Source organism: Agrobacterium salinitolerans, assembly GCF_027498475.1.
Taxonomy (GTDB): domain Bacteria; phylum Pseudomonadota; class Alphaproteobacteria; order Rhizobiales; family Rhizobiaceae; genus Agrobacterium; species Agrobacterium salinitolerans.
This window is the reverse complement of record NZ_JAPZLN010000001.1, coordinates 53,283-75,631: the sequence shown is the minus strand read 5'-3', so window position 1 is coordinate 75,631 and position 22,349 is coordinate 53,283. Positions and strand designations below refer to the sequence as shown.

Here is a 22,349-nt window from a genome sequence, read left to right as displayed (position 1 = left end):
ATATTGTCAGACCAGTGCGTTTTCAAACGCAACGTATTCTCGCGCTTTGGGCAATATTGTAGCAAGGCGTTGCGGCATATTTCTTCTCCCCGGCGGGGAGAAGGTGGCCCGAAGGGTCGGATGAGGGGACAACGCTAGCGATATGCGGAGAGCTCGCCCCCTCATCCCGCTGCCGCGGACTTCTCCCCGGCGGGGAGAAGAAACAAACGGAACACGCTCGCCTCACAATTGCGCTGTGAAGCTAGACTGAATCTTAAAATCAGCAGATATCCGTCGCCGAAATCTGGATGCCGAACCCTTCCAGCCCGACATAATGCCGCTCGCGCGTCGTCAGCAACTTGATGGAGCTGATGCCAAGGTCTTTGAGAATCTGCGCGCCAAGGCCGATTTCCAGCCATTCGTTTTCGCGAGAACGGGCCTGTGCATGCGCTTCATCCGGGTCGCGCGCCTTGCGGCGTCCAGCCACCTGGCCGACGCCAACGGAGCCTTCGCGCAGATAGACGATGACACCGCGGCCTTCTTCGGCGATTTTCTGCATATAATGCCGCACCGGCTGGCGGTCGCCGAAGACGTCATCGGCAACGTTTTCCGGGTGCAGGCGCACGGGGATGTCGACGCCGTCGCGGATATCGCCAAAAATCACCGCCATATGCTGCATCGGGTCCCAGGGCAGCGAATAGGTCTGCGCTTTCGCCGGCCCGAAGGGCGTCTCGATGGTGAAGGAGGATTCCATCTCCACCAGCGTTTCCTTGCGCTGGCGATAGGCGATGAGATCGGCGACCGATACGTGCTTCATGCCGTGTTTTTCGGCAAAATCCAGAACCTGCGGGCCGCGCATCACGCTGCCATCGTCATTCACCAGCTCGCTGATGACGCCGATGGGCGGCAGGCCGGCGAGCCGGCAGAGATCGACGGCCGCTTCGGTATGGCCGGAGCGCATCAGCACGCCGCCTTCGCGGGAAATCAGCGGGAAGATGTGGCCTGGCCTCGTGAAATCGGAAGCGCCGACATTCGGGTTGGCGAGATTGCGCACGGTCAGGGTACGGTCATCCGCTGAAATACCGGTCGTGGTGCCGTGCTTGAAATCGACGCTGACGGTGAAGGCCGTCGTATGCGCGCTGTCGTTTTCCGCCACCATGGCGTTGAGGTTCAGCCGCTTGGCCTCCTCGCGCGGCATGGGCGCGCAGACGATGCCGGAGGTGTGGCGCACGATCAGCGCCATTTTTTCCGGCGTGCAGTGAACCGCCGAAATGATCAGGTCGCCTTCGTTCTCACGGTCGTCATCATCGGTCACGACGACGATTTCGCCGGCTTCGAAAGCGCGGATGGCGTCGACAACGCGTTTCTGGTCATAGGCCATGGCGGTTCCCTCTATTTCAAGCGGCCGGTCTGGCCGCGGTCTCGCAGATAATGGTCGGCAACGGTGCAGGCGATCATCGCTTCACCGATCGGAACGGCGCGGATGCCGACGCAGGGGTCGTGGCGGCCCTTGGTGCGCACATCGACATTGTTGCCATCGGTATCGATGGACAGGCGCTCCGTCAGAATGGAGGAGGTGGGCTTGATGGCGAAGCGGGCGATGACAGGCTCGCCGGTCGCAATGCCGCCCAGAATGCCGCCGGCATGGTTGGACAGGAAGATCGGCTTGCCGTCATTGCCCATGCGCATCTCGTCGGCATTTTCCTCGCCGGAAAGCTCGGCCGAGGCAAAACCTTCGCCGATCTCTACGCCCTTGACGGCGTTGATCGACATCAGGCTGGAGGCGATATCCTGATCGAGCTTGGCATAGATCGGCGCGCCGATGCCGGCCGGAACGCCTTCCGCCACAACCTCGACCACAGCACCGATGGAAGAGCCAGCCTTGCGGATGCCATCGAGGTATTCTTCCCAGACAGGCACCATCTCGACATCGGGGCAGAAGAATGGGTTCTGGTCGACCTGATCCCAATCCCAATTGTCGCGGTTGATCTTGTGCTTGCCGATCTGCACCAGCGCGCCGCGAACGTTGAGGCTGGGCACCACCTTGCGGGCGATTGCGCCGGCGGCAACACGCGCCGCCGTTTCGCGTGCGGAGGAGCGACCGCCGCCACGATAATCGCGAATGCCGTATTTCAGGTCATAGGTGAAATCCGCATGGCCGGGGCGGAAACGTTTGGCGATCTCGCCGTAATCCTTGGAGCGCTGGTCGGTATTTTCGATCAGCATGGAGATCGGCGTGCCTGTCGTCGTCATCGTCTCGCCGTCCTCATCCAGCATGACGCCGGAAAGAACTTTCACGATGTCGTCCTCGCGGCGCTGGGTCACGAAACGGCTTTGGCCCGGTTTGCGTTTGTCCATCCAGTGCTGCAGCTCGGCAAGGGTAAAGCGGATGCCGGGCGGGCAACCATCCACCACACAGCCGAGCGACGGCCCGTGGCTTTCTCCCCAGGTGGTAACGCGAAAAAGGTGACCGAAACTGTTATGCGACATCGTTCTCAAGACCGGAAACAGGGCGCCTGTGGACGGCGCCGTTTAAAACAAGCGGATTTGTCTTAGTGGAAAATCCGGGCAAGGCAAAAGCCTTTCTTTCATCGCAAACGGGATATGGAGGTGACGTACCGTTCACGACTGGTGAAATGACGAAAAACGACACTCCCCGGGATGGGCGGCGCAAAGCGATTCGACGGTTTCAACGGATTTCCGAGATGACGAAATTGTAAAGGGACGGAGGTTTTCCACCTTAAACCGGAGTTTTCCAATATTGCCGGAAAATGCGGTGTAAAAACCACTAACGGCTTGAACAGGATTTGAAATCCGTTCATCAATTGGGCTGAAAATGTCATGGTTGCGGGCAATTTCCGCCACATTCGAAAGGCAATTCTTCATGCATGTAAGGTTTTCACGCAAATCCACGAAAGCTAGATCGATGCGTATGATGATTGCCGCCCTTCTGGCCACCGCCAACCTCCTGATGCCTATTAACGGCTACGCCCAGAGCGTCGATGTGGAAGGCACGATCAGCAAGATCGATGCCAATGGGCTGAGCATTACCTTGAACGACGGCAAGACCTACCGCGTGCCGGAGGAGTTCAATTTCGAAGGTTTGAAAGCGGGCGTGAAGGTCGTGGTTTTCTACACGGAAGTGGATGGAAAACGCGTGGTCGACGACCTTCAGGTCGTTGAGTAAGCTCCTGGCCTTATGCCAAACCTTCGTTGCGAGACGAGCGGGTGTCGCGTGTTTCTTCTCCCCGCCGGGGAGAAGTCCGCGGCAGCGGGATGAGGGGGCACGGCTAGAGGGATTCGGCGACGTCGCCCCCTCATCCGACCCTTCGGCCCACCTTCTCCCCGGCGGGGAGAAGAAACGAGCCGCGATGTCCTGCCAGTCTTAGCAAACCTTGACAGCCCTCAAGAAATCCACTCCGCACTATTACTGTCGATCTGAACCTTCAAGATCTGGTCCTGCGGGATCTGCGTTCTCGACGCCTCGTCCTTGTCCATGCCAGAAACCAGCCGGAAGATCGAGCGGATCACACCGCCGTGGCAGACGCAGACGGTTTGCCTCTCAACCGAAGAAAGCCATGCGCCGATGCGCCAGGAGAGGATTTCGTAACTTTCCGCGTCCTGACCGGGGGGAATGAAATCCCATTTATTGGCCTTGCGCGCCTTCACCCGGTCCGGAAACTCTTTCTTCAGCTCCGGCAGGGTCTGTCCCTCCCAGTCGCCGAAAGAAACTTCGATCAGGCGATCGTCAGTGCGATAGGCCTTGGGATCGAGGCCCATCGCGCCGCGCATCAGTTCCATGGTCTCGCGCGTGCGCCCGAGCGGGCTCGCCACATAGTCGAAATCCGTGGCCTGTTCTCCCAGCAGCTGCGCGAGGAGCTTGCCGTTTCCGACCGCCTGCTGGCGGCCGAAATCGTTGAGCGGAATGTCTTTCTGGCCCTGAAGCCGGCGTATCGCATTCCAGTCCGTTTGTCCGTGCCGGATCACATAGACGAGCAAGGCGATACCCCGTTCTTACACTTTTCAGGCTTAGTCCTTCACCACCGAGATGTCAGGCGCATCCACGGCCTTCATGCCGATGGTGTGGTAACCGGAATCGACATGGTGGATTTCGCCGGTCACGCCGGTCGAAAGGTCGGACAGCAGGTACAGCGCCGACTTGCCGACTTCCTCGATGGAAACGGTGCGCTTCAGCGGCGCATTGTATTCGTTCCACTTCAGAATATAGCGGAAGTCGCCGATGCCGGAAGCTGCAAGCGTCTTGATCGGGCCGGCGGAAACGGCGTTGACACGGATGCCGCGATTGCCGAGGTCGACGGCGAGATAACGCACGCTGGCCTCGAGAGCAGCCTTGGCCACACCCATGACGTTGTAATTCGGCATGACCTTTTCGGCGCCGTAATAGGTCAGCGTGATGATCGAGCCGCCGTCATTCATGACCGGCTCGGCGCGCTTGGCAATGGCGGCCAGCGAGAACACGGAAATATCCATGGTGCGGTTGAAGTTGTCGCGGCTGGTGTCGAGGTAACGGCCGGTCAGCTCGTCCTTGTCGGAGAACGCAATAGCGTGCACGACGAAGTCGATCTTGCCCCAATGCTTTTCCAGCGAGGCAAAAACGGCGTCGATCGTCTCGAGATCGGTCACATCGCAATGACCGGCCATGAAGGCGCCGAGTTCCTGCGCCAGCGGCTCTACGCGCTTCTTCAGCGCATCGCCCTGCCAGGTCAACGCAACTTCCGCGCCCGCGTCGGCACAGGCCTTGGCGATGCCCCAAGCGATGGAACGATTATTGGCGACACCCATGATGAGGCCGCGTTTGCCAGCCATGAGGCCGGATGCCTGAGCCATTTTGTGCTCCCTAGTACTTATGATCGGTCCTGCCTATGGCATAGGCTGCAATCCTGTTCAAGATTGCCAAAGATCATCAACTGTTAGGGAGCGTAACAAAGGGTGCGTTGTCCCGGCTATTCGCAAAACTTTCACAAATAAAGGCCTTCGCGCATGTGCCGCATCAGGTCGGTTACCTTTTCATCGGGCTTTTCCAAGAGGACGATGCGCAATTCGACGACGAGATCGCCGGAGCCGCCCTTGCCGTCGGCAAGGCCCTTGCCGGCAAGCCTCAGCACACGGTCTGAGCCGGACCAGGCCGGAATGGTGATGTTTTCTTCGCCGAGCGGTGTCTTGACTTTCGTTTCACACCCCAGAACCGCGTCGCTGAGCGATATCGGCAGGGTCGTGTGAATATCGAAGCCACGAAGGGAGAAAGCGTCCTCTCGGTCGGTCAGCAATGTCACGGCAAGATCGCCGCGCGCGATGTTGGGAAGCTTCAGCCCCTGTCCCTTCAGCCGCACCACATGTCCGTCGGTCATGCCGGGCTCGAGCTGGAACCGAACTTCCCGCTCATCGGCAAGAGAAATGGTAATCCATTTTTTCTCCAGCAGATCGGCGACCGTGACGGTGGCCTCAGCGGTGATGTCAGGCGCTTTTTCCGGAGTCGGCTGCGGCGCACGGAACCGCCGCACCAGCGCGCTGAAAAGATTGGCGGCAAGCGAGGCGGGTGACGTCTTGTCATCGCCGGTGGCGGTGGCTGCGGGTATATCGCCTTTTGCAGCGCTCGCGGCCGCCTTTGCGGCTTCCGCCGCCTGCTGCACCTTGGGATCGTTCTGGGCATCGGCGCCAAAAATGCGCTCGACGATGTCTTCGGCGCTTTCCGGTTTGCTATCGGCTTTCTGGCCGGTCTGCGCCCGGTTGCGGGCGTCCGCACGGGCCAGTTCCTCCATCAGCTTTTCGGCGGCCTTGGCGCGCTCGGCAGCCTCGCGCGCGGCTTCTCGCTGCTGCATGATGGTTTCGCCGCGCTGTTTCTTTTCGGCCGCCTTGCGGGCTTGATCGTAGAGATCGCGCTTTTTCGGGTCTTTGAGAAGATCGTAAGCCTGCCCGATCTCGGCAAAGCGCGCCGAGGCGTCGGGATCGTCGCGATTGGCGTCCGGATGGACGGTTTTCGCCTTCGTGCGCCAGGCGGCCTTGATGTCCTCGTGGCGGGCGTCACGTTTCACGCCGAGGATGGAATATGGATCGCGCATGCGAAACACCAGTTACGTTGGCTCAGGCACGTGCTGCCGCTCATGGCGCAATCCTGAAACTAACCCCTCCGAAAAGGGATGCCCGCGATCATTCGCCAGCACGCCCTCGGTTTAATCAACGTCGACTGTTGCAATAAGTTGCTAATCACTCCTTTACGGAGGAGACGTGCCGCACCCGGGCGGGCTCTATTCCATATTTAAGGGTAAACAGATTATTTCTGCTCGAAGCGCGTCAGCAGCCATTCGCCGGTTTCCGACAGGCAGGCCTGTCCCGAATAGCTCGCCACACCCTCGAAGGAATGGCGTGTCGTCCTGAAATTGCGGCAGACGAAGCCGCTGGACTTGTCTTCGTGAATGGCGGTGACGACGCCGGCGCTGCCGGTGGCGGCATTGGCCCAGGGCAGAGGCTGGTCGGCGAGCTTGGCGAGGTCGGCCGATGTGACCGCATTGCGGATCGTCGCATCGTCCGTCTGCGGCGCATTGTTCGGCTGGTTGGGAACGGAGGCCGTGGAAAGCGAGCGGTCAACCTTGTCTCCGCCGAACAGGTCGAGGCTGACGCAGCCGCTCAGCACCGCGAGCATTGACACGACGGCGGAAACTTCCGCTATCGACGAAAGGAGGCTCTTTGTTCGACTGTTCGACTTTGCTATGACGGTCACCATCTTTCACCGGAGATCATCTCTGGTGTCCAAATCAGCTCGGGAGCATTTTATTCAATATGTCGGAAACGGGGTTAACATCCAGTGACTTCACGGAAGAAAATGAACCGTTCACGCTTTTTGCCGAATGGCTGAAGGACGCGACGGCTTCCGAAATCAACGATCCGAACGCGGTGGCGCTCGCCACCGTGGACGAAAATGGCCTGCCGAACGTGCGCATGGTGCTTCTGAAAGGCGTCGATGATCGCGGTTTCGTTTTCTATACGAATTTCGAAAGCCAGAAGGGTCAGGAGATCCTCGGCCAGAAAAAAGCGGCCATGTGCTTCCACTGGAAAAGCCTGCGGCGGCAGGTGCGTCTGCGCGGCGAGGTGGAGATCGTGAGCGACGAGGAGGCGGATATCTACTACGCCTCTCGCCCGCGCGGCAGCCGCATCGGTGCCTGGGCATCCAAGCAGTCGCGGCCTTTGGAAGGCCGTTTTGCGCTGGAAAAAGCGGTAGCCGAATATACCGCCAGATATGCGATTGGCGATATTCCGCGCCCGTCCCACTGGTCCGGCTTCCGCATCCGGCCACTCAGCATCGAATTCTGGCACGACCGCAAGTTCCGCCTGCATGATCGCATCGAATTCCGCCGCGACACCCCTGACGGTGACTGGTCCAAGGTACGCATGTATCCGTAACGCCATCCGGGCAGGCCGTCTCGGCCTGCCTATTTCAGCAACTGGTCAAACAGCGGCAGGCCGATGACGGCGGAAATCGCGATCAGGCCGTAGCAGATGCGCCGGAACGCCGCCTCATCGGCAAGCCCGTGCAGTCGCGCACCGGCATAAAGACCGAGCCCATAAAAGGGCAGGGCCAGCAGGAAAAACACGAAGACATCGACGGTAAACAGGCCGCCAAGAAAGTAGCTGGCGATGGAGAATACCGTTGAAACCGCGAAATAAAGAATGACATTGGCGCGCACGAAAGCGCCTTTCAGCGCGCCGCCCAGCCAATAGGCGACGACGGGCGGGCCACCCAGCTGCGCGGCCCCTGAAAACAGCCCGGCCAGCAGCCCTGTAAAAAGGGTGAGCGGCGTCTTTGGCCGGCCGCTGTAACGCCAGCCGGACACCAGAAAAACAAGCAGCACCACGACCACGCCCGAGATGAGCCAGCGTAGCGTCAGTGGATCACCCTTGGAAAGCAGCATTGTGCCGACGGGCACGCCGACAAAGGCGCCGGCCGCCATGGTGAAGACTTCGCGCCGGTCCGCCATGCGAAAGGCGGGCGGTATCATGCCGAGCGTCAGCACGCCGTCCACCACCAGCAATACCGCCGAAGCGATACGCGGCCCGACGATGGCGCTGGCCAGGGGAACGAAGATGAGCGCCGCACCGAAGCCGGAAAATCCGCGCGCAAGGCCGGCAAGAAAGGCGGCACCCGCAAACATGGCGAGCAGCGCCGGGCTGTGCGCGGTGACGAGTGACGACAGGAAGTCGAGATGGGGCATGGGCGATGGCACGTTTGTTCGAATATCTTTTCTCTATCTCGCTTGCATGCGCATGTCTCGGAAATTTCCGTTCATGGCTGCATGACGCACTGACGGGTCGACGCGGTCAGAGAATCATGATTAGAGTTGTGGTGCGTGAACAAAGGATGAACAAATGTTTGCTGACATGATGCGTCGGTTTGAAGAGGCGTCGCAAAAATATGCCGCTGAAAACGGAATATTCCGCGACCCGGACTGGTACATGCTGAAGCTTCAGGAAGAGGTTGGCGAGATGACGCAGGCCTGGAACCGGCTGACGGGACGGGCACGCGTTAAGGGCAGGAGCAAAGAGGAGATGAAGCGGGATCTGGCCGACGAAACCGCCGATCTCCTCGGCCATGTGCTGTTGCTGGCCCATTATAACGGTCTCGATGTTGAAGGAGCGATCGAGCGTAAGTGGCGCTTTACGCCGTCAAAACCCTGAAGGCTCCAGCTTTTCCAACATGGCCGCCACGTCGTGAAGGTCGATTGCGACGGCGATGCATCTTTCCCGCATTTCCTCAGTCGGTGGCGCGACATCGGGCACCATGATCGTCATCATGCCCGCCGATGTCGCCGAGCGGACGCCGGAATAGGAATCCTCGAGCGCAAGGCAACGGCCCGGATCGAGAGAAAGCCGTCGTGCTGCGGTGAGATAGGGCATGGGCGCGGGCTTCGGCTCGGTATAGTCGCCGCGTGCGACGATGGTGTCGAAACGTCCGAGAAGATCGTAAGGACCGAGATGGCGCGTCACTGAATCGTGCCGCGACGAGGTGGCGATGGCGCGGCGGATATCGAGCCGGTCGAGAAGATCGAGGATTTCGATGACGCCGGGTTTCAGCGCCACTCCCTCCGCCATCATCAGGCCGAGATGCCGGAGCCAGGCATCACGGAAGGTCGCCATCGGAAAATCGGCACCATAATCGGCAAAGATGGTGCCGGTGATGACATCCCAGGGGCTGCCGCAGACCTTTTGATAGGTCTCGACCTTCATGCCATGGCCGCCTTCATCCGAGGCCGCCAGAAACGAATCGCGATAGAGCGCCTCGCTTTCGATCAGCAATCCGTCCATGTCGAAAACCACGGCGTGCGGCAGAAAAGGCAGCATGGTCGCTCAGCCGAACCGGAAGGGGCGCTCGCCAAGGCTTTCGAACGGGCGGATCAGATAGCCATCGGGATCTGCGACGATAAATTGCCGGTTGCCTACTTCGACCGTGCCGCGCCTGTACCATTTTTCCTCCAGCGGCATGACGAGGTCAATCGAGGATCGCTCCAGCCGGGAAAGAATGGGTTGCAGGGAAGGAACGGCGAGCTGCAGGTTCATGCCGCGGCCAAACGGCGTATCGAGCGAGGCATTGCCCGCCACGAAGGTCCGTGTTGCGCCGATCTGGTCGATCATCAGTTCTGCGTCGCCTAGCGCCAGATAGGTGAAACCCTCTTCGGGGCGCTCATAGACCACATGAAAACCGATCAGGTCACAATAAAAAGCGCGGCTTTTCTGCCAGTCGCTGACGGCAAGTTCAGGAACGAGGGCATTTCGTATGATGGTCATGGTCTCCTTTGCCGCGCAGGCCCGGGATGGGAGGAGGGGCCTGCCATAAGGGGTGATCTTAACGTCTTCCCGGCCGCACGCCAGAGGAAACCTCATCATGGCAGCCATGTGCGGGGTCATGGGCTGGGATGGCGACGCTATGGGTGAGGACTGTCGCGGCAGGTTCGATGTTTCCCGCAACCGACCATGCGCCGCGGAACTAGGCCTTGGTACCGCCGACGGTGATCTGATCCATGCGCAGATGCGGCTGACCGACGCCGACAGGCACCCATTGTCCGGCCTTGCCGCAATTGCCGATGCCGGTATCGAGCTTGGAATCGTTACCGATCATCGAGACGCGCTTCATCGCATCCGGCCCGTTGCCGATCAGCATCGCGCCCTTCACCGGCGCGCCGATCTTCCCGTTTTCAATGAGATAGGCCTCGGTGCAGCCGAACACGAATTTGCCGGAGGTGATATCCACCTGGCCGCCACCGAAGGAAACGGCGTAGATGCCCTTCTTGACGGAGGCGATGATCTCTTCCGGCGTTTTATCGCCCGAGAACATGTAAGTATTTGTCATGCGCGGCATCGGCACATAGGCGTAACCCTGCCGACGGCCATTACCCGTGGGCGTCGCACCCATCAGCCGAGCGTTTTGCCGGTCCTGCATGTAACCGACCAGCCTGCCGTTCTCGATCAGCACGTTATAGCCGGAAGGCGTACCTTCATCGTCGATGGTCAGCGACCCACGCCGGCTGTCGATGGTGCCGTCATCGACGACGGTGACACCGGGTGCTGCGACCATTTCGCCCATCAGACCAGCGAAGGCAGAGGTCTTCTTGCGGTTGAAATCGCCTTCCAGACCGTGCCCCACAGCCTCATGCAGCATGACGCCCGGCCAGCCGGAGCCGAGCACCACATCCATGGTGCCAGCCGGCGCATCGATGGCGGTGAGGTTGACGAGCGCCTGGCGCAGCGCCTCATCCGCGCCGCGCTGCCAGTTTTCCGTGGTGATGAAATCGCCAAAGCCGACGCGGCCGCCGATGCCATAGGAGCCGCTTTCCTGCCGGTCGCCTTCACCCGCCACCACCGAAATGTTGATGCGCGTCATCGGCCTGACGTCGCTGACACGGTGGCCGTCGGCGCGCAGAATATCCACCACCTGCCAGCTTGCGGAAATCGTCGCCGTCACCTGCCGGACATTCGGATCCTTATCGCGCAGATAGGCGTCGATATCGGTGAGGAGCTTCACCTTCTCCTCGAAGCTTGGGCTGCCGATCGGATTCTCGTCGCCGTAAAGCTTCTTGTTGGTGCGTTGGGGTGCTGCGGCATAGGAGCCGGAATAACCCTTGGTCACCGCGCCCACCGCATCCGAAGCGCGCTTCAACGCGCCTTGCGAAAGCTCGCCCGCATGGGCGTAGCCCACCGTCTCCCCGGCAACGGCGCGCAGGCCGAAACCTTGGTCGGTATTGAAGGAGCCGCCCTTGAGCCGGCCATTGTCGAATGTCAGCGATTCGGCCTGGGCATGTTCGATGAAGAGCTCGCCATCGTCAGCGCCGGCGAGCGCCTCGCCGACGAGCTTGCGCAATTGCGTCTCGTCGCAATCGAAGAGTTTTACAAGATCGTCGGTCATGGGAGGCTCCAGTCATTATCGTTCAGTGACCGATTTAGGCACTGGAGCGGACGGACGCAAGGCTGTCCGGCAATGGCGGGCTTTAAGGAAGCGCGTCGTAGCCCTCGGCAAAGCCGGAAAGCTCGATCGGAATACCGACGCGATCCTGATCCACGGCTTCACGCAGCGCGAAAACCGCATTCTTGCCGGCGCGCAGAACCTTCAGCAGCTCGTCGTCAATATCCACTTCCACATAGCAGCCTTCGGAGAAGCAGCGGGTGAAATAGGCGCGGCCGATATTATTATTGTCGATATAAAGCTCCATGCCATCCTTCAAAAGCACGCCAAGCGGCGCGAGGATGCGCAGGATGCGCGACTTGCGGTCGGCCGTCTTCAGCACCACCACCGAAAGCCCCACTTCCGGGCGGTCGTCGGCGATCACGTTCTGCATCAGCGCGCATTGTTCTTCGGATGCGCCTGCCGGCTTGTCGCAGATGACCGACCATGCTCCGTGCGTCGACTTCGGCGTGCCGGGCGGCTGCTGTTGCGCCAGCGCCGCGGCAGCGGGAGCGATGATTGCAAGACCGGCGGCGGCAAGAAAAGTGCGCGCGAGCGGGGAAAGACGCATGGATACCTCTGGGATTCGAATCAGTGCGGCTATTTTGACGCCATAATCCGGAAAAAAAAGCCTAGCGACTTCAATTCCAGCGGAGTTGGGCGGAAATAGGACCTGTTGGCGCTCATAGCCGTCTGATTTGTCCCGCGCGTCATTCGTTATCCGGCATTCAAACCGGCTGGAAGACGGGGCTTTGTCGCATTTGGGCTGCTCGAAATCGCGCTCAGTGGGTCAGCTCGGACACAGGGTGCGGGAAAGTCGGTCGTGGATTGATCAATGGCAAAATTGGGGCGCATCCGTGTCCCGACGCATATTGCGGCAGAGGGCAAACTGTGGTTTTAAGTTAGTACCATAAGCATGGATTCTGCGTCTGTGATTGATCTGGATCAGACGCGTGAGGGAGAGGGTACCGTGACGAATAGGATTTACGCAGCACTGGCGGGGATGACCTGTCTGCTCACGGCTGTCGGCGCCCACGCCGATCAGCCGGTGCATTGGCAAATGGGCATGCAGGAGGCCGCCACGCCGATCATGCACGAAATACGCTGGTTTGAACAATATACGCTCTGGTTCATTGTTCCGGTTACGCTTTTCGTTCTCGCGCTGCTCATCGTCGTCGCCCTGAAATTCCGCGCCGCGAAAAATCCGGTGGCTTCCAAGACCAGCCACAACACGGCGATTGAGGTTGTCTGGACGCTGGCGCCGGTGCTCATTCTCCTGTTCCTCGCTTTCCCCTCGTTCAATCTTTTGAACGCGCAGCTGACGCAGCCGGAAAACCCTGACCTGACGCTGAAGGCGACCGCCACGCAATGGCTGTGGAGCTATGAATATGCCGCAGCCGAAGGCGCCGAACCGCTTTCCTTCGACAGCTATCTGCTGAAGGATCAGGATCGCGCTGCTGCCGGCAAGGAAGACAAGGCCCGCTATCCACGTCTTCTCGCGGTTGACAACGAAATGGTCGTCCCCGTCGGCAAGACCGTTCGCCTTCTGGTGACGGCGGCGCCGACGGATGTCATCCACGCTTTCGCCATGCCCGCTTTCGGCGTCAAGATCGACGCTGTTCCGGGCCGCCTCAACGAAACCTGGTTCAAGCCGGAAAAGGAAGGCCTTTATTACGGCCAATGTTCCGAGCTTTGCGGCAAGGACCACGCCTTCATGCCGATCGCCATTCGGGTGGTTTCCGAACAACAGTACAATGCCTGGCACGCCGCCGCCGCTTCCGATCTGAACGGCGCGAACCGGGCGCTGATGGCCTCCGTCGATGGCGCTCCGCGCGCGGTTGACGTTGCCGCCAACGAAACCAACTGACTGGAGTGACGACAATGGCTGGACCTTCCGCACACGACGATCATCACTCGCATGGTCATTCCGCTCATGACGATCATTCGCATGATGCGCATCATTCCCATACACCGGGCTTTTTCGCCCGCTGGTTCCTGTCCACCAACCACAAGGACATCGGCACGCTCTATCTGATCTTCGCCATCATGGCGGGCATCATCGGTGGCGGGCTTTCGGTTGTCATGCGCATGGAGCTGCAGGAGCCGGGCATCCAGATTTTCCACGGTCTGGCATCGATGGTTTACGGCTTCGAGGGCGACGCTGCCATCGACGGCGGCAAGCACATGTTCAACGTGTTCACCACGGCGCACGCGCTGATCATGATCTTCTTTATGGTCATGCCCGCGATGATCGGCGGTTTTGCCAACTGGATGATCCCGATCATGATCGGCGCGCCTGACATGGCTTTCCCGCGCCTCAACAATATTTCCTTCTGGCTGATCGTTCCCGCCTTCATCCTGCTGCTTCTGTCGCTCTTCGTCGAAGGCCCGGCGGGTGCTTATGGCGTGGGCGGCGGCTGGACCATGTATCCGCCGCTATCGACGAGCGGCATGCCTGGGCCGGCGGTCGATCTTGCGATCTTCTCGCTGCACGTCGCCGGTGCATCCTCGATCCTCGGCGCGATCAACTTCATCACCACGATCCTCAACATGCGCGCGCCGGGCATGACGCTGCACAAGATGCCGCTTTTTGCCTGGTCGGTTCTGGTCACCGCATTTCTGCTGCTGCTGTCGCTGCCGGTTCTGGCGGGTGGCATCACCATGCTTCTGACCGACCGTAACTTCGGCACGGCATTCTTCTCGCCGGAAGGCGGCGGTGACCCGATCCTCTACCAGCATCTGTTCTGGTTCTTTGGCCACCCGGAAGTGTACATCCTGATCCTGCCCGGTTTCGGCATCATCAGCCACATCGTGTCCACCTTCTCCAAGAAGCCGGTTTTCGGTTATCTCGGCATGGCCTACGCCATGGTCGCCATCGGCGCCGTCGGCTTCATCGTCTGGGCCCACCACATGTACACGGTCGGCCTTTCGCTCGAAGCGCAGCGCTACTTCGTTTTCGCCACCATGGTCATCGCGGTGCCGACGGGTATCAAGATCTTCTCCTGGATCGCGACAATGTGGGGCGGTTCGCTGACCTTCTCGACACCGATGGTGTGGGCAATCGGCTTCATCTTCCTGTTCACGGTCGGCGGTGTCACCGGCGTCCAGCTCGCCAATGCCGGTCTCGACCGTTCGCTGCACGACACCTATTACGTGGTGGCGCATTTCCATTACGTTCTGTCGCTCGGCGCCGTCTTTGCGATCTTCGCCGGCTGGTATTACTGGTTCCCGAAGATCACCGGCTATATGTACAGCGAGTTCGTCGGAAAGCTGCATTTCTGGGTCATGTTCGTCGGCGTGAACCTGATCTTCTTCCCGCAGCACTTCCTCGGTCTTGCCGGCATGCCGCGCCGCTACATCGATTATCCCGATGCCTATGCCGGCTGGAACATGGTATCGTCTTACGGTTCCTATATCTCGGCCGTTGCCGTGGGCATCTTCCTCTTCGGCGTCTGGGAAGCCTTCGCCAAGAAGCGGATTGCCGGTAACAACCCGTGGGGTGAAGGTGCGACGACGCTCGAATGGCAGCTGTCTTCGCCGCCGCCTTACCATCAGTGGGAACAGCTGCCGCGCATTCGCTGATGCGCGGGCCGGAAGGCGCGGGCAGGGTTCGCGAATTCCGGACGCTCAGAACAAGGAACGGTGCGGCCTTGGCCAGCGCCGTTTCCCTTGGAGCATTTCCAGGAAAAGTGGAACCCGGTTTTCCGTCCGGAAATGCCTCGAAACAAAGAGTTGGAGTGTTTTCGTGTTTCGAAGAAACGCGAAAAAGCTCTAGGCAGGCAATGCCCGCTGCCGCGTGACATTTTGTCCAAGCGAAGCATATCGTCCGACATGATACATGCCCCGGACGTGATAAATGCCAAGTCTGGCCTTTATGTATGAGCAGCGCAGACGAATGGCGGGATGGGCGCGGTCACAGGCCGGGCAAATGAATGGTATCGGTTCTTCCGGATATCGCCCATGCCGGGACGTTCGGGCCAATGAATTGACGCATCGCGCATGCCGGAAATCACATTCGTTTTTCGGGCCGGTGCAGGGGATGTCGCGACAGGCGGCACCTGAAGGAAAACAGGACAGGAAATGAGCATTATCGACAATCGCGACATGCTGGGCGTGAAGGGCTCCGAACTTTCGGAAGCCGGCGCGCGCGATTATTTCGAATTGCTGAAGCCGCGCGTCATGTCGCTCGTCGTCTTCACGGCCTTTGCCGGCCTCGTGCTGGCGCCGGGTGAAATCAATCCCATCCTCGGCATCATCGCCATTCTCTGTATCGCCGTTGGCGCCGGTGCATCCGGCGCGCTCAACATGTGGTACGATGCCGATATCGATGCCGTGATGAGCCGCACGGCCAGACGGCCGATCCCGTCTGGCCGCATCGCGCCGCGCGAGGCGCTGGCCTTCGGACTGACGCTCTCGGCCTTTTCGGTGGTCATCCTCGGCCTTGCGGTCAACTGGTTCTCGGCCGGCCTGCTCGCTTTCACCATCTTCTTTTACGCCGTCGTCTATACGATGTGGCTGAAACGCTCGACGCCGCAGAACATCGTCATCGGCGGCGCCGCCGGCGCTTTCCCGCCCATGCTTGGCTGGGCCTGCGTCACCGGCGGCGTTTCGCTGGACAGCATCATCCTGTTCCTCATCATCTTCCTGTGGACACCGGCGCATTTCTGGGCGCTGGCGCTGTTCAAGATGCGCGATTACGGCGCCGTCGGTATTCCGATGATGCCGAACGTGGCCGGCGAACGCTCCACCAAGAACCAGATGATCGTTTACGCGGTGCTGACCGCGGCGGCGGCCGTCGCGCCTTATTTCACCGGGCTGGCGAGCGCCGGCTACGGCATTTTCGCCGCCGTCCTGAGCGCCATATTCATCTACTGTTCGCTCGATGTCCGTCGCATGCCTGAAGGCGACGAGAAGATGCTGCCGGCCAAGAAGATGTTCGCCTACTCGGTGCTTTACCTTTTTGCGATTTTTTCCGGCCTTCTGGCCGATCATTTCGCGCCGGCCCTGAAGGCCGCCATGTCGGGAGTCCTGTGATGGAAACGGTGGAACTAAGCACGGCGCAGAAAAAATCGAGACGCGGGCGCAACATCGCTCTCGGCGTCCTGCTCGCCGGTCTGGTGGTGCTGTTCTATATCATCACCATCATCAAGATCGGCTCGCATTGATGCGCTGATTGAGGGGAGAGGAGGAGGACATGGCGAATATGGAAGCGCAGACAGCAGAAACCGGCAGACAGAAGGTGAGCAATCGCTCTATCCTCGTGCTTTGTCTCGTGTTCTTCTGCGCCATGATCGGCATGGCCTATGCCGCCGTGCCGCTTTATACGCTGTTTTGCCGTGTCACCGGCTATAACGGCACCACCCAGCGCGTCGAGCAATATTCCGACGTCATCCTTGACAAGACCATCAACGTGACCTTCGACGCCAACACCTCGAACGGCCTCAATTGGGATTTCCAGCCGATCGACAGGAAGGTCTCGCCGAAGATCGGTGAAACGGTGCAGGTCATGTTCAAGGCGACGAACCGCTCATCCGTGGCGACCACGGGCACGGCCGTCTTCAATGTCACACCGATGGAAGCGGGCGCCTATTTCAACAAGGTGGAGTGCTTCTGCTTCACCGAAACGACGCTGCAGCCGGGTGAAACGCTGGAGATGCCGGTGGTTTTCTTCGTCGATCCTGACATCGCCACGGCGCGCGAAACCAAGAGCATTCATACTTTAACGCTGTCCTATACGTTTTATCCGGCGAAAACCGAAAAACCGGTTGCGTCCTTGCCGGTAAAGACTTCATCTGGCGAAAGTAAATTGTGAGAGGAGATCTGGCCTTTTATCCGAGGCCGGATCAGGGAAGAGACATTCGGGGATTGTCGCAATGGCAGATACGCATCAGAAGAACCACGACTACCACATTATCGATCCAAGCCCCTGGCCGCTTCTGGCCTCGATCGGCGCCTTCATCCTGACATTCGGTGGCGTCTGTTACATGCGTTACCTGTCGGGCGGCTCTTTCAAGCTATTCGGCGCGGAACTGGCCAATCCCTGGCTGTTCTATATCGGCCTCGTCATCGTGCTTTACACCATGTACGCATGGTGGTCCGACACGATCAAGGAGGCCCATGAGGGCAGCCACACCCGCGTCGTCTCGCTTCACCTGCGTTACGGCATGATCATGTTCATCGCCTCGGAGGTGATGTTCTTCGTGGCGTGGTTCTGGGCCTATTTCGATGCCAGCCTCTTCCCGCACGAGGCCATTCAGGCGTCGCGCCTCGAATATACCGGAGGGCAATGGCCGCCCAAGGGCATCGAGGTGATCGATCCCTGGCACCTGCCGCTCTACAATACCGTCATCCTGCTTTTGTCGGGCACCTGCGTCACCTGGGCGCACCATGCCCTGCTGCACAATGACCGCAAGGGCCTGATCAGCGGTCTGCTGCTCACCGTCGCGCTCGGCGTCCTGTTCTCCACCGTGCAGGTTTACGAATACATGCACGCGCCGTTCGACTTCAAGAATTCGATCTATGGCGCGACCTTCTTCATGGCCACCGGTTTCCACGGTTTCCACGTCTTCGTCGGCACGGTTTTCCTGCTGGTCTGCTTGTTCCGCGCCATTGGCGGCGGTTTCACACCCAAGCAGCATTTCGGCTTCGAAGCGGCTGCCTGGTACTGGCACTTCGTTGACGTCGTCTGGCTGTTCCTGTTCTTCGCCATCTATATCTGGGGTGGCTGGGGCGCGCCGCTGCACGGCTGATTGGATCGGATAGAGCCTCGCCCCAGGCAGGGCATGGCTTGTCGAGCGAGCGGGTCTCACTTGTTTCTTCTCCCCGCCGGGGAGAAGTCCGCAGCTGCGGGACGAGGGGGGCAAGGGTAGAGATTGACCGATAGCTAGCCCCCTCATCCGACCCTTCGGGCCACCTTCTCCCCGGCGGGGAGAAGAAATACGAGGCGCCGTCGAGTAACAAACAAGTGCCCGGGTTTTGAGGCAAGCTTCCAAGAGAATCGACGTCACCCTCGGGCTTTGGCCAACTTCGCAGGAGGTCATCATGTCTGAACCATCAAACGGCAACTTCGCCCCGGTGGACCCTATCAAGGTGGGCTTGAAGGGCTGCTGCCCGCGTTGCGGAAACGGCCGGCTGTTCGATGGCTTTCTGACCCTAAAACCCGCCTGCAGCGCCTGCGGACTGGATTACGGTTTTGCCGATGCGGGCGATGGCCCGGCGGTTTTCGTCATGCTGATCGTCGGTTTTCTGGTCGTTGGGCTGGCGCTCTGGTTCGATCAGCGTTTTTCGCCCCCCGTTTGGGTGCATATCCTGCTGTGGTTGCCGTTTACGGTGATTGTCTCCCTGGTGCTGCTGCGCAAACTCAAGGGCATCATGATCGCGCTGCAATACCGTAACAATGCAAGCGAAGGCAGGCTTGATCGTGAATGACGTTTCCCACATGAAGGCGGCGGAAAGGCGGGTCTGGTTCGCTGCGCCGCTGGTGCTGCTGGCGCTTGCCATTCTTCTCGGGCTCGGCACGTGGCAGGTGAAGCGTCTCTACTGGAAAGAGGCGCTGATTGCCGATATCGAGGAGCGGCGGAGCGCGAGCCCGGTGCCGCTCTCCGACATAGAGGCGATCGCGAAAAGCGGCGGCGATATCGAATACCGCACGGTCAGACTTTCCGGCACCTTCGATCACGCCCGCGAGCGACATTTCTTCGCCACCCATCAGGGGCGAACCGGCTATTACATCTATACGCCGCTGACGCTTGCCGATGGCCGCATTCTCTTTGTCAATCGCGGCTTCGTGCCCTTTGAGATGAAGGAACCGTCAAAACGGCCCGACGGGCAGGTTACCGGTGAGGTGACGATCACCGGGCTGGCGCGCGCACCGCTGGTTGCAAAACCGTCCTCGATGCTGCCTGATAACGATATCGCCAAGAACATTTTCTACTGGAAGGATCTGGCGGCCATGGCCTCCAGCGCCGATATCCCGCCCGAGCGGCTGGTCAACCTCTTCGTGGATGCTGACAGCGCGCCTAATCCGGGCGGTTGGCCGCAGGGCGGCGTGACGCTGATAGATTTGCCCAACAATCACCTGCAATATGCGATAACGTGGTATGGGTTGGCGGCGGCCCTTGTCATCGTCGCCGGTTTTGCCTATTTCCGGAACGGCAAGGCGCAGGGTGAATAAAGCGCAGCCCGCCCGGTAAGGCAGCTTGTCGGGCAAGGCCATGACGTACGGCCCAAGGAACAGGCCAAGGAGCTGGAATGAACATCGCCGTTTCCAAACCCCCTTTGACGATAAGGCTGTGCGGACCGCGCGGCTTTTGCGCGGGCGTGGACCGGGCGATCCAGATCGTCGTGCTGGCGCTGAAGGCCTATGGCGCACCCGTCTATGTCCGCCACGAAATCGTGCATAACCGCTATGTGGTGGAAGGGCTGGAAGCCAAGGGCGCGGTTTTCGTCGAGGAACTGCATGAAATTCCCGCCGAGCATCGCGAGCAGCCGGTGGTTTTCTCTGCCCATGGCGTGCCGAAATCCGTGCCGGAAGATGCGCAGGCGCGCAACCTGTTTTATCTCGATGCGACATGCCCGCTGGTCTCCAAGGTCCACAAGCAGGCCATGCGCCACCAGCGGCTTGGCCGCCATGTGGTGCTGATCGGCCATGCCGGCCACCCCGAGGTCATCGGCACCATGGGCCAGCTTCCCGAAGGCGCTGTCTCGCTCATCGAGACGGTGGAAGATGCGGACCGCTACGAGCCACTGGACCGCGAAAATCTCGGCTTCGTCACCCAGACGACACTTTCGGTCGATGACACGGCCGGCGTCATCGCCAGGCTGCAGGAACGTTTCCCGGCCATGCAGGCACCCGCCGCCGACAGCATCTGTTACGCAACCACCAACCGTCAGGACGCGGTGAAACAGGCGGCCCCCGGCTGCGATCTCTTCATCGTCGTCGGCGCGCCCAATTCCTCCAATTCCAAGCGGCTTGTGGAAGTGGCGCTGCGGGCCGGTGCACAGCGCTCCGTGCTGGTGCAGCGGGCCTCGGAAATCGACTGGAATGAAATCGGCGATATCCGCACCGTCGGCCTTTCGGCCGGCGCATCCGCACCGGAGGTCATCGTCGATGAGATCATCGAAGCCTTCAAGGCGCGCTTCGATACGACGCTCGATCTCGCCGTGACGGTTGAGGAAACGGAACATTTCCTCGTCAATCGCGAGCTGCGCAGCATTGAGCTGACGACGGACGACATGGCTTTCGTGAACGGCAACGCCAATGATGCGCTGCCGCCGAAAACCGCCGCCGGTATCTGAAGCGGGATGGCGCGGAATGCGGGCGGTTTCCGTCTCACCTGCGTCATCTCCTCTCGAGATTTCCACTCCATCCTTCATCAAGAGATTTGAAATTGGCAGTTTATACGGACATCACCGAAGATGATCTGAGGAATTTCCTCACGCAATATGACGTCGGCAGCCTCACCTCCTACAAGGGCATTGCCGAAGGCGTCGAAAACTCCAATTTCCTGCTGCATACCACCAAGGACCCGCTTATCCTCACGCTTTATGAAAAGCGCGTGGAGAAATCCGATTTGCCCTTCTTCCTTGGCCTCATGCAGCATCTGGCCGCCAAGGGCCTGTCCTGCCCCCTGCCGCTGCCGCGCAAGGATGGCGAGTTGCTGGGAGAATTGTCGGGCCGGCCGGCGGCGCTCATTTCCTTTCTCGAAGGCATGTGGCTGAGAAAGCCGGAAGCGAAACATTGCCGCGAAGTCGGCAAGGCGCTGGCCGCCATGCATCTGGCCGGCGAGGGGTTCGAGATCAAGCGGCCGAACGCGCTCTCCGTCGAAGGCTGGAAGGTGCTGTGGGACAAGTCCGAAGCGCGCGCCGACGAGGTGGAGAAGGGCCTGAAGGATGAGATCCGTCCTGAGATCGATTATCTCGCGGCCCATTGGCCGAAAGATTTGCCGGCTGGCGTCATCCATGCGGATCTGTTCCAGGACAATGTGTTTTTCCTCGGTGACGAACTCTCCGGCCTGATCGACTTTTATTTCGCCTGCAACGACCTGCTCGCTTATGATGTGTCGATCTGCCTCAACGCCTGGTGCTTCGAAAAGGATGGCGCTTACAACGTCACCAAAGGCAAGGCGTTGCTGGAAGGTTACCGGTCGGTGCGGCCGCTCAGCGAAGCAGAGCTGGAGGCGCTGCCGCTTCTGGCGCGCGGTTCGGCGCTGCGTTTCTTCCTCACCCGCCTTTATGACTGGCTGACGACGCCGGAGGGCGCGCTGGTGGTCAAGAAAGACCCGCTGGAATATCTGCGCAAGCTGCGGTTCCACCGTTCCATCGTCACTGTCGCCGAATATGGGCTGGCGGGCGAATGAAGCACGTCGATATTTTCACCGATGGCGCCTGCTCCGGCAATCCCGGTCCGGGCGGCTGGGGTGCGGTGCTGCGCTACGGCGAGGTAGAGAAGGAACTCTCTGGCGGCGAGGCGGAAACCACCAACAACCGCATGGAGCTGATGGCGGCGATTTCGGCGCTCAATGCGCTGAAAAGCCCCTGCGAGGTCGATCTTTATACCGACAGTGCCTATGTGAAAGATGGCATCACCAAGTGGATTTTCGGCTGGAAAAAAAAGGGCTGGAAAACCGCCGATAACAAGCCGGTCAAGAATGTCGAGCTATGGCAGGCGCTGGAGGCGGCGCAGGAACGTCACAAGGTCACCCTGCATTGGGTAAAGGGCCATGCCGGCCACCCGGAAAACGAGCGCGCCGACGAGTTGGCGCGAAAGGGCATGGAGCCCTTCAAACGCCGGTAACGCAGGCCTGCTCTATTTCGGGCCGGGTAAATCCGCGCCAGCGGCTCTTTTATCGGGGGTTGTGAAAACCGAAACCCGACCTATCTTGTCGTCAAGGGGCGCTCCGTTAGCGCCAAACGGAGGAGA

Annotated in this window: 25 protein-coding genes; 14 read left to right on the top strand and 11 right to left on the bottom strand. The window is 60.0% G+C overall.

The annotated features are described in order from the left end of the window. Nucleotides 1–259: 259 nt before the first annotated feature. Nucleotides 260–1,360 (bottom strand): 3,4-dihydroxy-2-butanone-4-phosphate synthase, encoded by a 1,101-nt coding sequence (ribB, locus tag O9X91_RS00345; protein WP_077982825.1) that lies wholly within the window; start codon nucleotides 1,358–1,360, stop codon nucleotides 260–262. Nucleotides 1,361–1,371: 11 nt separating this feature from the next. After that, on the bottom strand, nucleotides 1,372–2,469 hold the full coding sequence (gene aroC / locus O9X91_RS00340) for a chorismate synthase (protein WP_269834125.1): 1,098 nt from the start codon (nucleotides 2,467–2,469) through the stop codon (nucleotides 1,372–1,374). A gap of 436 nt (nucleotides 2,470–2,905) precedes the next feature. Here aroC and O9X91_RS00335 point away from each other — a divergent pair, with 436 nt between their 5' ends. After that, entirely contained in the window at nucleotides 2,906–3,166 is a 261-nt protein-coding gene (locus O9X91_RS00335; RefSeq protein ID WP_162520615.1) for a DUF1344 domain-containing protein, read from the top strand. A 218-nt stretch (nucleotides 3,167–3,384) separates the two neighbouring features. On the opposite strand, the gene O9X91_RS00330 is transcribed toward O9X91_RS00335, so the two are convergent. The 4 genes from O9X91_RS00330 to O9X91_RS00315 form a co-directional block, all read right to left on the bottom strand. Next, a complete protein-coding gene (locus O9X91_RS00330) occupies nucleotides 3,385–3,978 on the bottom strand; it encodes a histidine phosphatase family protein (protein ID WP_269834126.1) in 594 nt (197 codons plus the stop codon). 30 nt (nucleotides 3,979–4,008) lie between these two features. After that, a complete protein-coding gene (gene fabI / locus O9X91_RS00325) occupies nucleotides 4,009–4,827 on the bottom strand; it encodes an enoyl-ACP reductase FabI (protein WP_077982821.1) in 819 nt (272 codons plus the stop codon). A gap of 131 nt (nucleotides 4,828–4,958) precedes the next feature. Next, complete coding sequence (locus tag O9X91_RS00320; protein ID WP_269823266.1) at nucleotides 4,959–6,059, bottom strand: DnaJ C-terminal domain-containing protein; 1,101 nt, start codon at nucleotides 6,057–6,059, stop codon at nucleotides 4,959–4,961. Between the two features lie 212 nt (nucleotides 6,060–6,271). Beyond that, on the bottom strand, nucleotides 6,272–6,721 hold the full coding sequence (locus O9X91_RS00315) for an RT0821/Lpp0805 family surface protein (protein WP_077982819.1): 450 nt from the start codon (nucleotides 6,719–6,721) through the stop codon (nucleotides 6,272–6,274). Nucleotides 6,722–6,777: 56 nt separating this feature from the next. Between O9X91_RS00315 and pdxH the strand changes: the two genes are divergently transcribed. Continuing rightward, nucleotides 6,778–7,398, top strand: coding sequence for a pyridoxamine 5'-phosphate oxidase (gene pdxH / locus O9X91_RS00310; protein ID WP_142914136.1), 621 nt, complete (start codon nucleotides 6,778–6,780; stop codon nucleotides 7,396–7,398). 29 nt (nucleotides 7,399–7,427) lie between these two features. Here pdxH and O9X91_RS00305 read toward each other — a convergent pair whose 3' ends face one another. After that, the gene (locus tag O9X91_RS00305; RefSeq protein ID WP_162520616.1) at nucleotides 7,428–8,207 is read right to left on the bottom strand and encodes a sulfite exporter TauE/SafE family protein; all 780 of its coding nucleotides are present in this window, start codon (nucleotides 8,205–8,207) and stop codon (nucleotides 7,428–7,430) included. A gap of 154 nt (nucleotides 8,208–8,361) precedes the next feature. On the opposite strand from O9X91_RS00305, the gene O9X91_RS00300 reads away from it, so the two are divergent. Continuing rightward, a complete protein-coding gene (locus O9X91_RS00300; RefSeq protein ID WP_137409880.1) occupies nucleotides 8,362–8,670 on the top strand; it encodes a pyrophosphohydrolase domain-containing protein in 309 nt (102 codons plus the stop codon). Here the strand turns inward: O9X91_RS00300 and O9X91_RS00295 are convergent. The 4 genes from O9X91_RS00295 to O9X91_RS00280 all read right to left on the bottom strand — a co-directional run bounded on the left by O9X91_RS00295 (nucleotide 8,659) and on the right by O9X91_RS00280 (nucleotide 11,999). Further along, nucleotides 8,659–9,333 (bottom strand): HAD family hydrolase, encoded by a 675-nt coding sequence (locus tag O9X91_RS00295; protein WP_142914137.1) that lies wholly within the window; start codon nucleotides 9,331–9,333, stop codon nucleotides 8,659–8,661. The genes O9X91_RS00300 and O9X91_RS00295 overlap by 12 nt on opposite strands. Before the next feature lie 6 nt (nucleotides 9,334–9,339). After that, on the bottom strand, nucleotides 9,340–9,777 hold the full coding sequence (locus O9X91_RS00290) for a bleomycin resistance protein (protein WP_077982815.1): 438 nt from the start codon (nucleotides 9,775–9,777) through the stop codon (nucleotides 9,340–9,342). A 199-nt stretch (nucleotides 9,778–9,976) separates the two neighbouring features. Further along, nucleotides 9,977–11,392: a metalloprotease TldD gene (gene tldD, locus O9X91_RS00285; RefSeq protein ID WP_269834127.1), complete on the bottom strand. Its 1,416-nt coding sequence runs from the start codon at nucleotides 11,390–11,392 to the stop codon at nucleotides 9,977–9,979. A gap of 82 nt (nucleotides 11,393–11,474) precedes the next feature. Beyond that, nucleotides 11,475–11,999, bottom strand: coding sequence for an invasion associated locus B family protein (locus tag O9X91_RS00280; protein ID WP_003521101.1), 525 nt, complete (start codon nucleotides 11,997–11,999; stop codon nucleotides 11,475–11,477). 432 nt (nucleotides 12,000–12,431) lie between these two features. Here O9X91_RS00280 and coxB point away from each other — a divergent pair, with 432 nt between their 5' ends. The 11 genes from coxB to rnhA all read left to right on the top strand — a co-directional run bounded on the left by coxB (nucleotide 12,432) and on the right by rnhA (nucleotide 22,223). Continuing rightward, nucleotides 12,432–13,295, top strand: coding sequence for a cytochrome c oxidase subunit II (coxB, locus tag O9X91_RS00275; RefSeq protein WP_278002264.1), 864 nt, complete (start codon nucleotides 12,432–12,434; stop codon nucleotides 13,293–13,295). 14 nt (nucleotides 13,296–13,309) lie between these two features. Continuing rightward, on the top strand, nucleotides 13,310–15,010 hold the full coding sequence (ctaD, locus tag O9X91_RS00270) for a cytochrome c oxidase subunit I (protein ID WP_142914139.1): 1,701 nt from the start codon (nucleotides 13,310–13,312) through the stop codon (nucleotides 15,008–15,010). Nucleotides 15,011–15,508: 498 nt separating this feature from the next. Then, nucleotides 15,509–16,462, top strand: coding sequence for a heme o synthase (locus O9X91_RS00265; RefSeq protein ID WP_077982811.1), 954 nt, complete (start codon nucleotides 15,509–15,511; stop codon nucleotides 16,460–16,462). Further along, entirely contained in the window at nucleotides 16,462–16,593 is a 132-nt protein-coding gene (locus tag O9X91_RS00260; RefSeq protein ID WP_077982810.1) for a hypothetical protein, read from the top strand. The genes O9X91_RS00265 and O9X91_RS00260 overlap by 1 nt, the downstream gene beginning before the upstream one ends. 29 nt (nucleotides 16,594–16,622) lie before the next feature. Then, on the top strand, nucleotides 16,623–17,240 hold the full coding sequence (locus O9X91_RS00255) for a cytochrome c oxidase assembly protein (RefSeq protein ID WP_137409883.1): 618 nt from the start codon (nucleotides 16,623–16,625) through the stop codon (nucleotides 17,238–17,240). Nucleotides 17,241–17,301: 61 nt separating this feature from the next. Then, a complete protein-coding gene (locus O9X91_RS00250; RefSeq protein WP_077982808.1) occupies nucleotides 17,302–18,177 on the top strand; it encodes a cytochrome c oxidase subunit 3 in 876 nt (291 codons plus the stop codon). 292 nt (nucleotides 18,178–18,469) lie between these two features. Continuing rightward, nucleotides 18,470–18,856 carry a DUF983 domain-containing protein gene (locus O9X91_RS00245; RefSeq protein WP_077982807.1) on the top strand — a complete coding sequence of 129 codons (387 nt, stop codon included), beginning with the start codon at nucleotides 18,470–18,472 and terminating at the stop codon, nucleotides 18,854–18,856. Nucleotides 18,857–18,866: 10 nt separating this feature from the next. After that, nucleotides 18,867–19,601 carry an SURF1 family protein gene (locus O9X91_RS00240; RefSeq protein ID WP_142914161.1) on the top strand — a complete coding sequence of 245 codons (735 nt, stop codon included), beginning with the start codon at nucleotides 18,867–18,869 and terminating at the stop codon, nucleotides 19,599–19,601. A 77-nt stretch (nucleotides 19,602–19,678) separates the two neighbouring features. Further along, entirely contained in the window at nucleotides 19,679–20,725 is a 1,047-nt protein-coding gene (gene ispH, locus O9X91_RS00235) for a 4-hydroxy-3-methylbut-2-enyl diphosphate reductase (protein WP_269823258.1), read from the top strand. A gap of 92 nt (nucleotides 20,726–20,817) precedes the next feature. Next, complete coding sequence (locus tag O9X91_RS00230; RefSeq protein ID WP_077982805.1) at nucleotides 20,818–21,786, top strand: homoserine kinase; 969 nt, start codon at nucleotides 20,818–20,820, stop codon at nucleotides 21,784–21,786. Then, nucleotides 21,783–22,223 (top strand): ribonuclease HI, encoded by a 441-nt coding sequence (gene rnhA, locus O9X91_RS00225; RefSeq protein WP_060723001.1) that lies wholly within the window; start codon nucleotides 21,783–21,785, stop codon nucleotides 22,221–22,223. Before O9X91_RS00230 ends, rnhA begins: the two co-directional genes overlap by 4 nt. The last annotated feature ends 126 nt before the right edge of the window (nucleotides 22,224–22,349 follow it).

Excerpts from the sequence above, each read along its gene's own strand:
- O9X91_RS00295 (WP_142914137.1), bottom strand. The coding sequence starts at position 9,333 with ATGCTGCCTTTTCTGCCGCACGCCGTGGTTTTCGACATGGACGGATTG.
- O9X91_RS00265 (WP_077982811.1), top strand. The coding sequence starts at position 15,509 with ATGAGCATTATCGACAATCGCGACATGCTGGGCGTGAAGGGCTCCGAA.
- aroC (WP_269834125.1), bottom strand. The coding sequence starts at position 2,469 with ATGTCGCATAACAGTTTCGGTCACCTTTTTCGCGTTACCACCTGGGGA.
- O9X91_RS00300 (WP_137409880.1), top strand. The coding sequence starts at position 8,362 with ATGTTTGCTGACATGATGCGTCGGTTTGAAGAGGCGTCGCAAAAATAT.
- O9X91_RS00245 (WP_077982807.1), top strand. The coding sequence starts at position 18,470 with ATGTCTGAACCATCAAACGGCAACTTCGCCCCGGTGGACCCTATCAAG.
- fabI (WP_077982821.1), bottom strand. The coding sequence starts at position 4,827 with ATGGCTCAGGCATCCGGCCTCATGGCTGGCAAACGCGGCCTCATCATG.
- O9X91_RS00320 (WP_269823266.1), bottom strand. The coding sequence starts at position 6,059 with ATGCGCGATCCATATTCCATCCTCGGCGTGAAACGTGACGCCCGCCAC.
- O9X91_RS00315 (WP_077982819.1), bottom strand. The coding sequence starts at position 6,721 with ATGGTGACCGTCATAGCAAAGTCGAACAGTCGAACAAAGAGCCTCCTT.
- O9X91_RS00305 (WP_162520616.1), bottom strand. The coding sequence starts at position 8,207 with ATGCCCCATCTCGACTTCCTGTCGTCACTCGTCACCGCGCACAGCCCG.
- O9X91_RS00280 (WP_003521101.1), bottom strand. The coding sequence starts at position 11,999 with ATGCGTCTTTCCCCGCTCGCGCGCACTTTTCTTGCCGCCGCCGGTCTT.
- ribB (WP_077982825.1), bottom strand. The coding sequence starts at position 1,360 with ATGGCCTATGACCAGAAACGCGTTGTCGACGCCATCCGCGCTTTCGAA.
- rnhA (WP_060723001.1), top strand. The coding sequence starts at position 21,783 with ATGAAGCACGTCGATATTTTCACCGATGGCGCCTGCTCCGGCAATCCC.
- ctaD (WP_142914139.1), top strand. The coding sequence starts at position 13,310 with ATGGCTGGACCTTCCGCACACGACGATCATCACTCGCATGGTCATTCC.
- pdxH (WP_142914136.1), top strand. The coding sequence starts at position 6,778 with ATGTCGGAAACGGGGTTAACATCCAGTGACTTCACGGAAGAAAATGAA.
- O9X91_RS00335 (WP_162520615.1), top strand. The coding sequence starts at position 2,906 with ATGCGTATGATGATTGCCGCCCTTCTGGCCACCGCCAACCTCCTGATG.
- O9X91_RS00250 (WP_077982808.1), top strand. The coding sequence starts at position 17,302 with ATGGCAGATACGCATCAGAAGAACCACGACTACCACATTATCGATCCA.
- O9X91_RS00255 (WP_137409883.1), top strand. The coding sequence starts at position 16,623 with ATGGCGAATATGGAAGCGCAGACAGCAGAAACCGGCAGACAGAAGGTG.
- O9X91_RS00290 (WP_077982815.1), bottom strand. The coding sequence starts at position 9,777 with ATGACCATCATACGAAATGCCCTCGTTCCTGAACTTGCCGTCAGCGAC.
- ispH (WP_269823258.1), top strand. The coding sequence starts at position 19,679 with ATGAACATCGCCGTTTCCAAACCCCCTTTGACGATAAGGCTGTGCGGA.
- O9X91_RS00240 (WP_142914161.1), top strand. The coding sequence starts at position 18,867 with ATGAAGGCGGCGGAAAGGCGGGTCTGGTTCGCTGCGCCGCTGGTGCTG.
- O9X91_RS00260 (WP_077982810.1), top strand. The coding sequence starts at position 16,462 with ATGGAAACGGTGGAACTAAGCACGGCGCAGAAAAAATCGAGACGCGGG.
- tldD (WP_269834127.1), bottom strand. The coding sequence starts at position 11,392 with ATGACCGACGATCTTGTAAAACTCTTCGATTGCGACGAGACGCAATTG.
- coxB (WP_278002264.1), top strand. The coding sequence starts at position 12,432 with ATGACCTGTCTGCTCACGGCTGTCGGCGCCCACGCCGATCAGCCGGTG.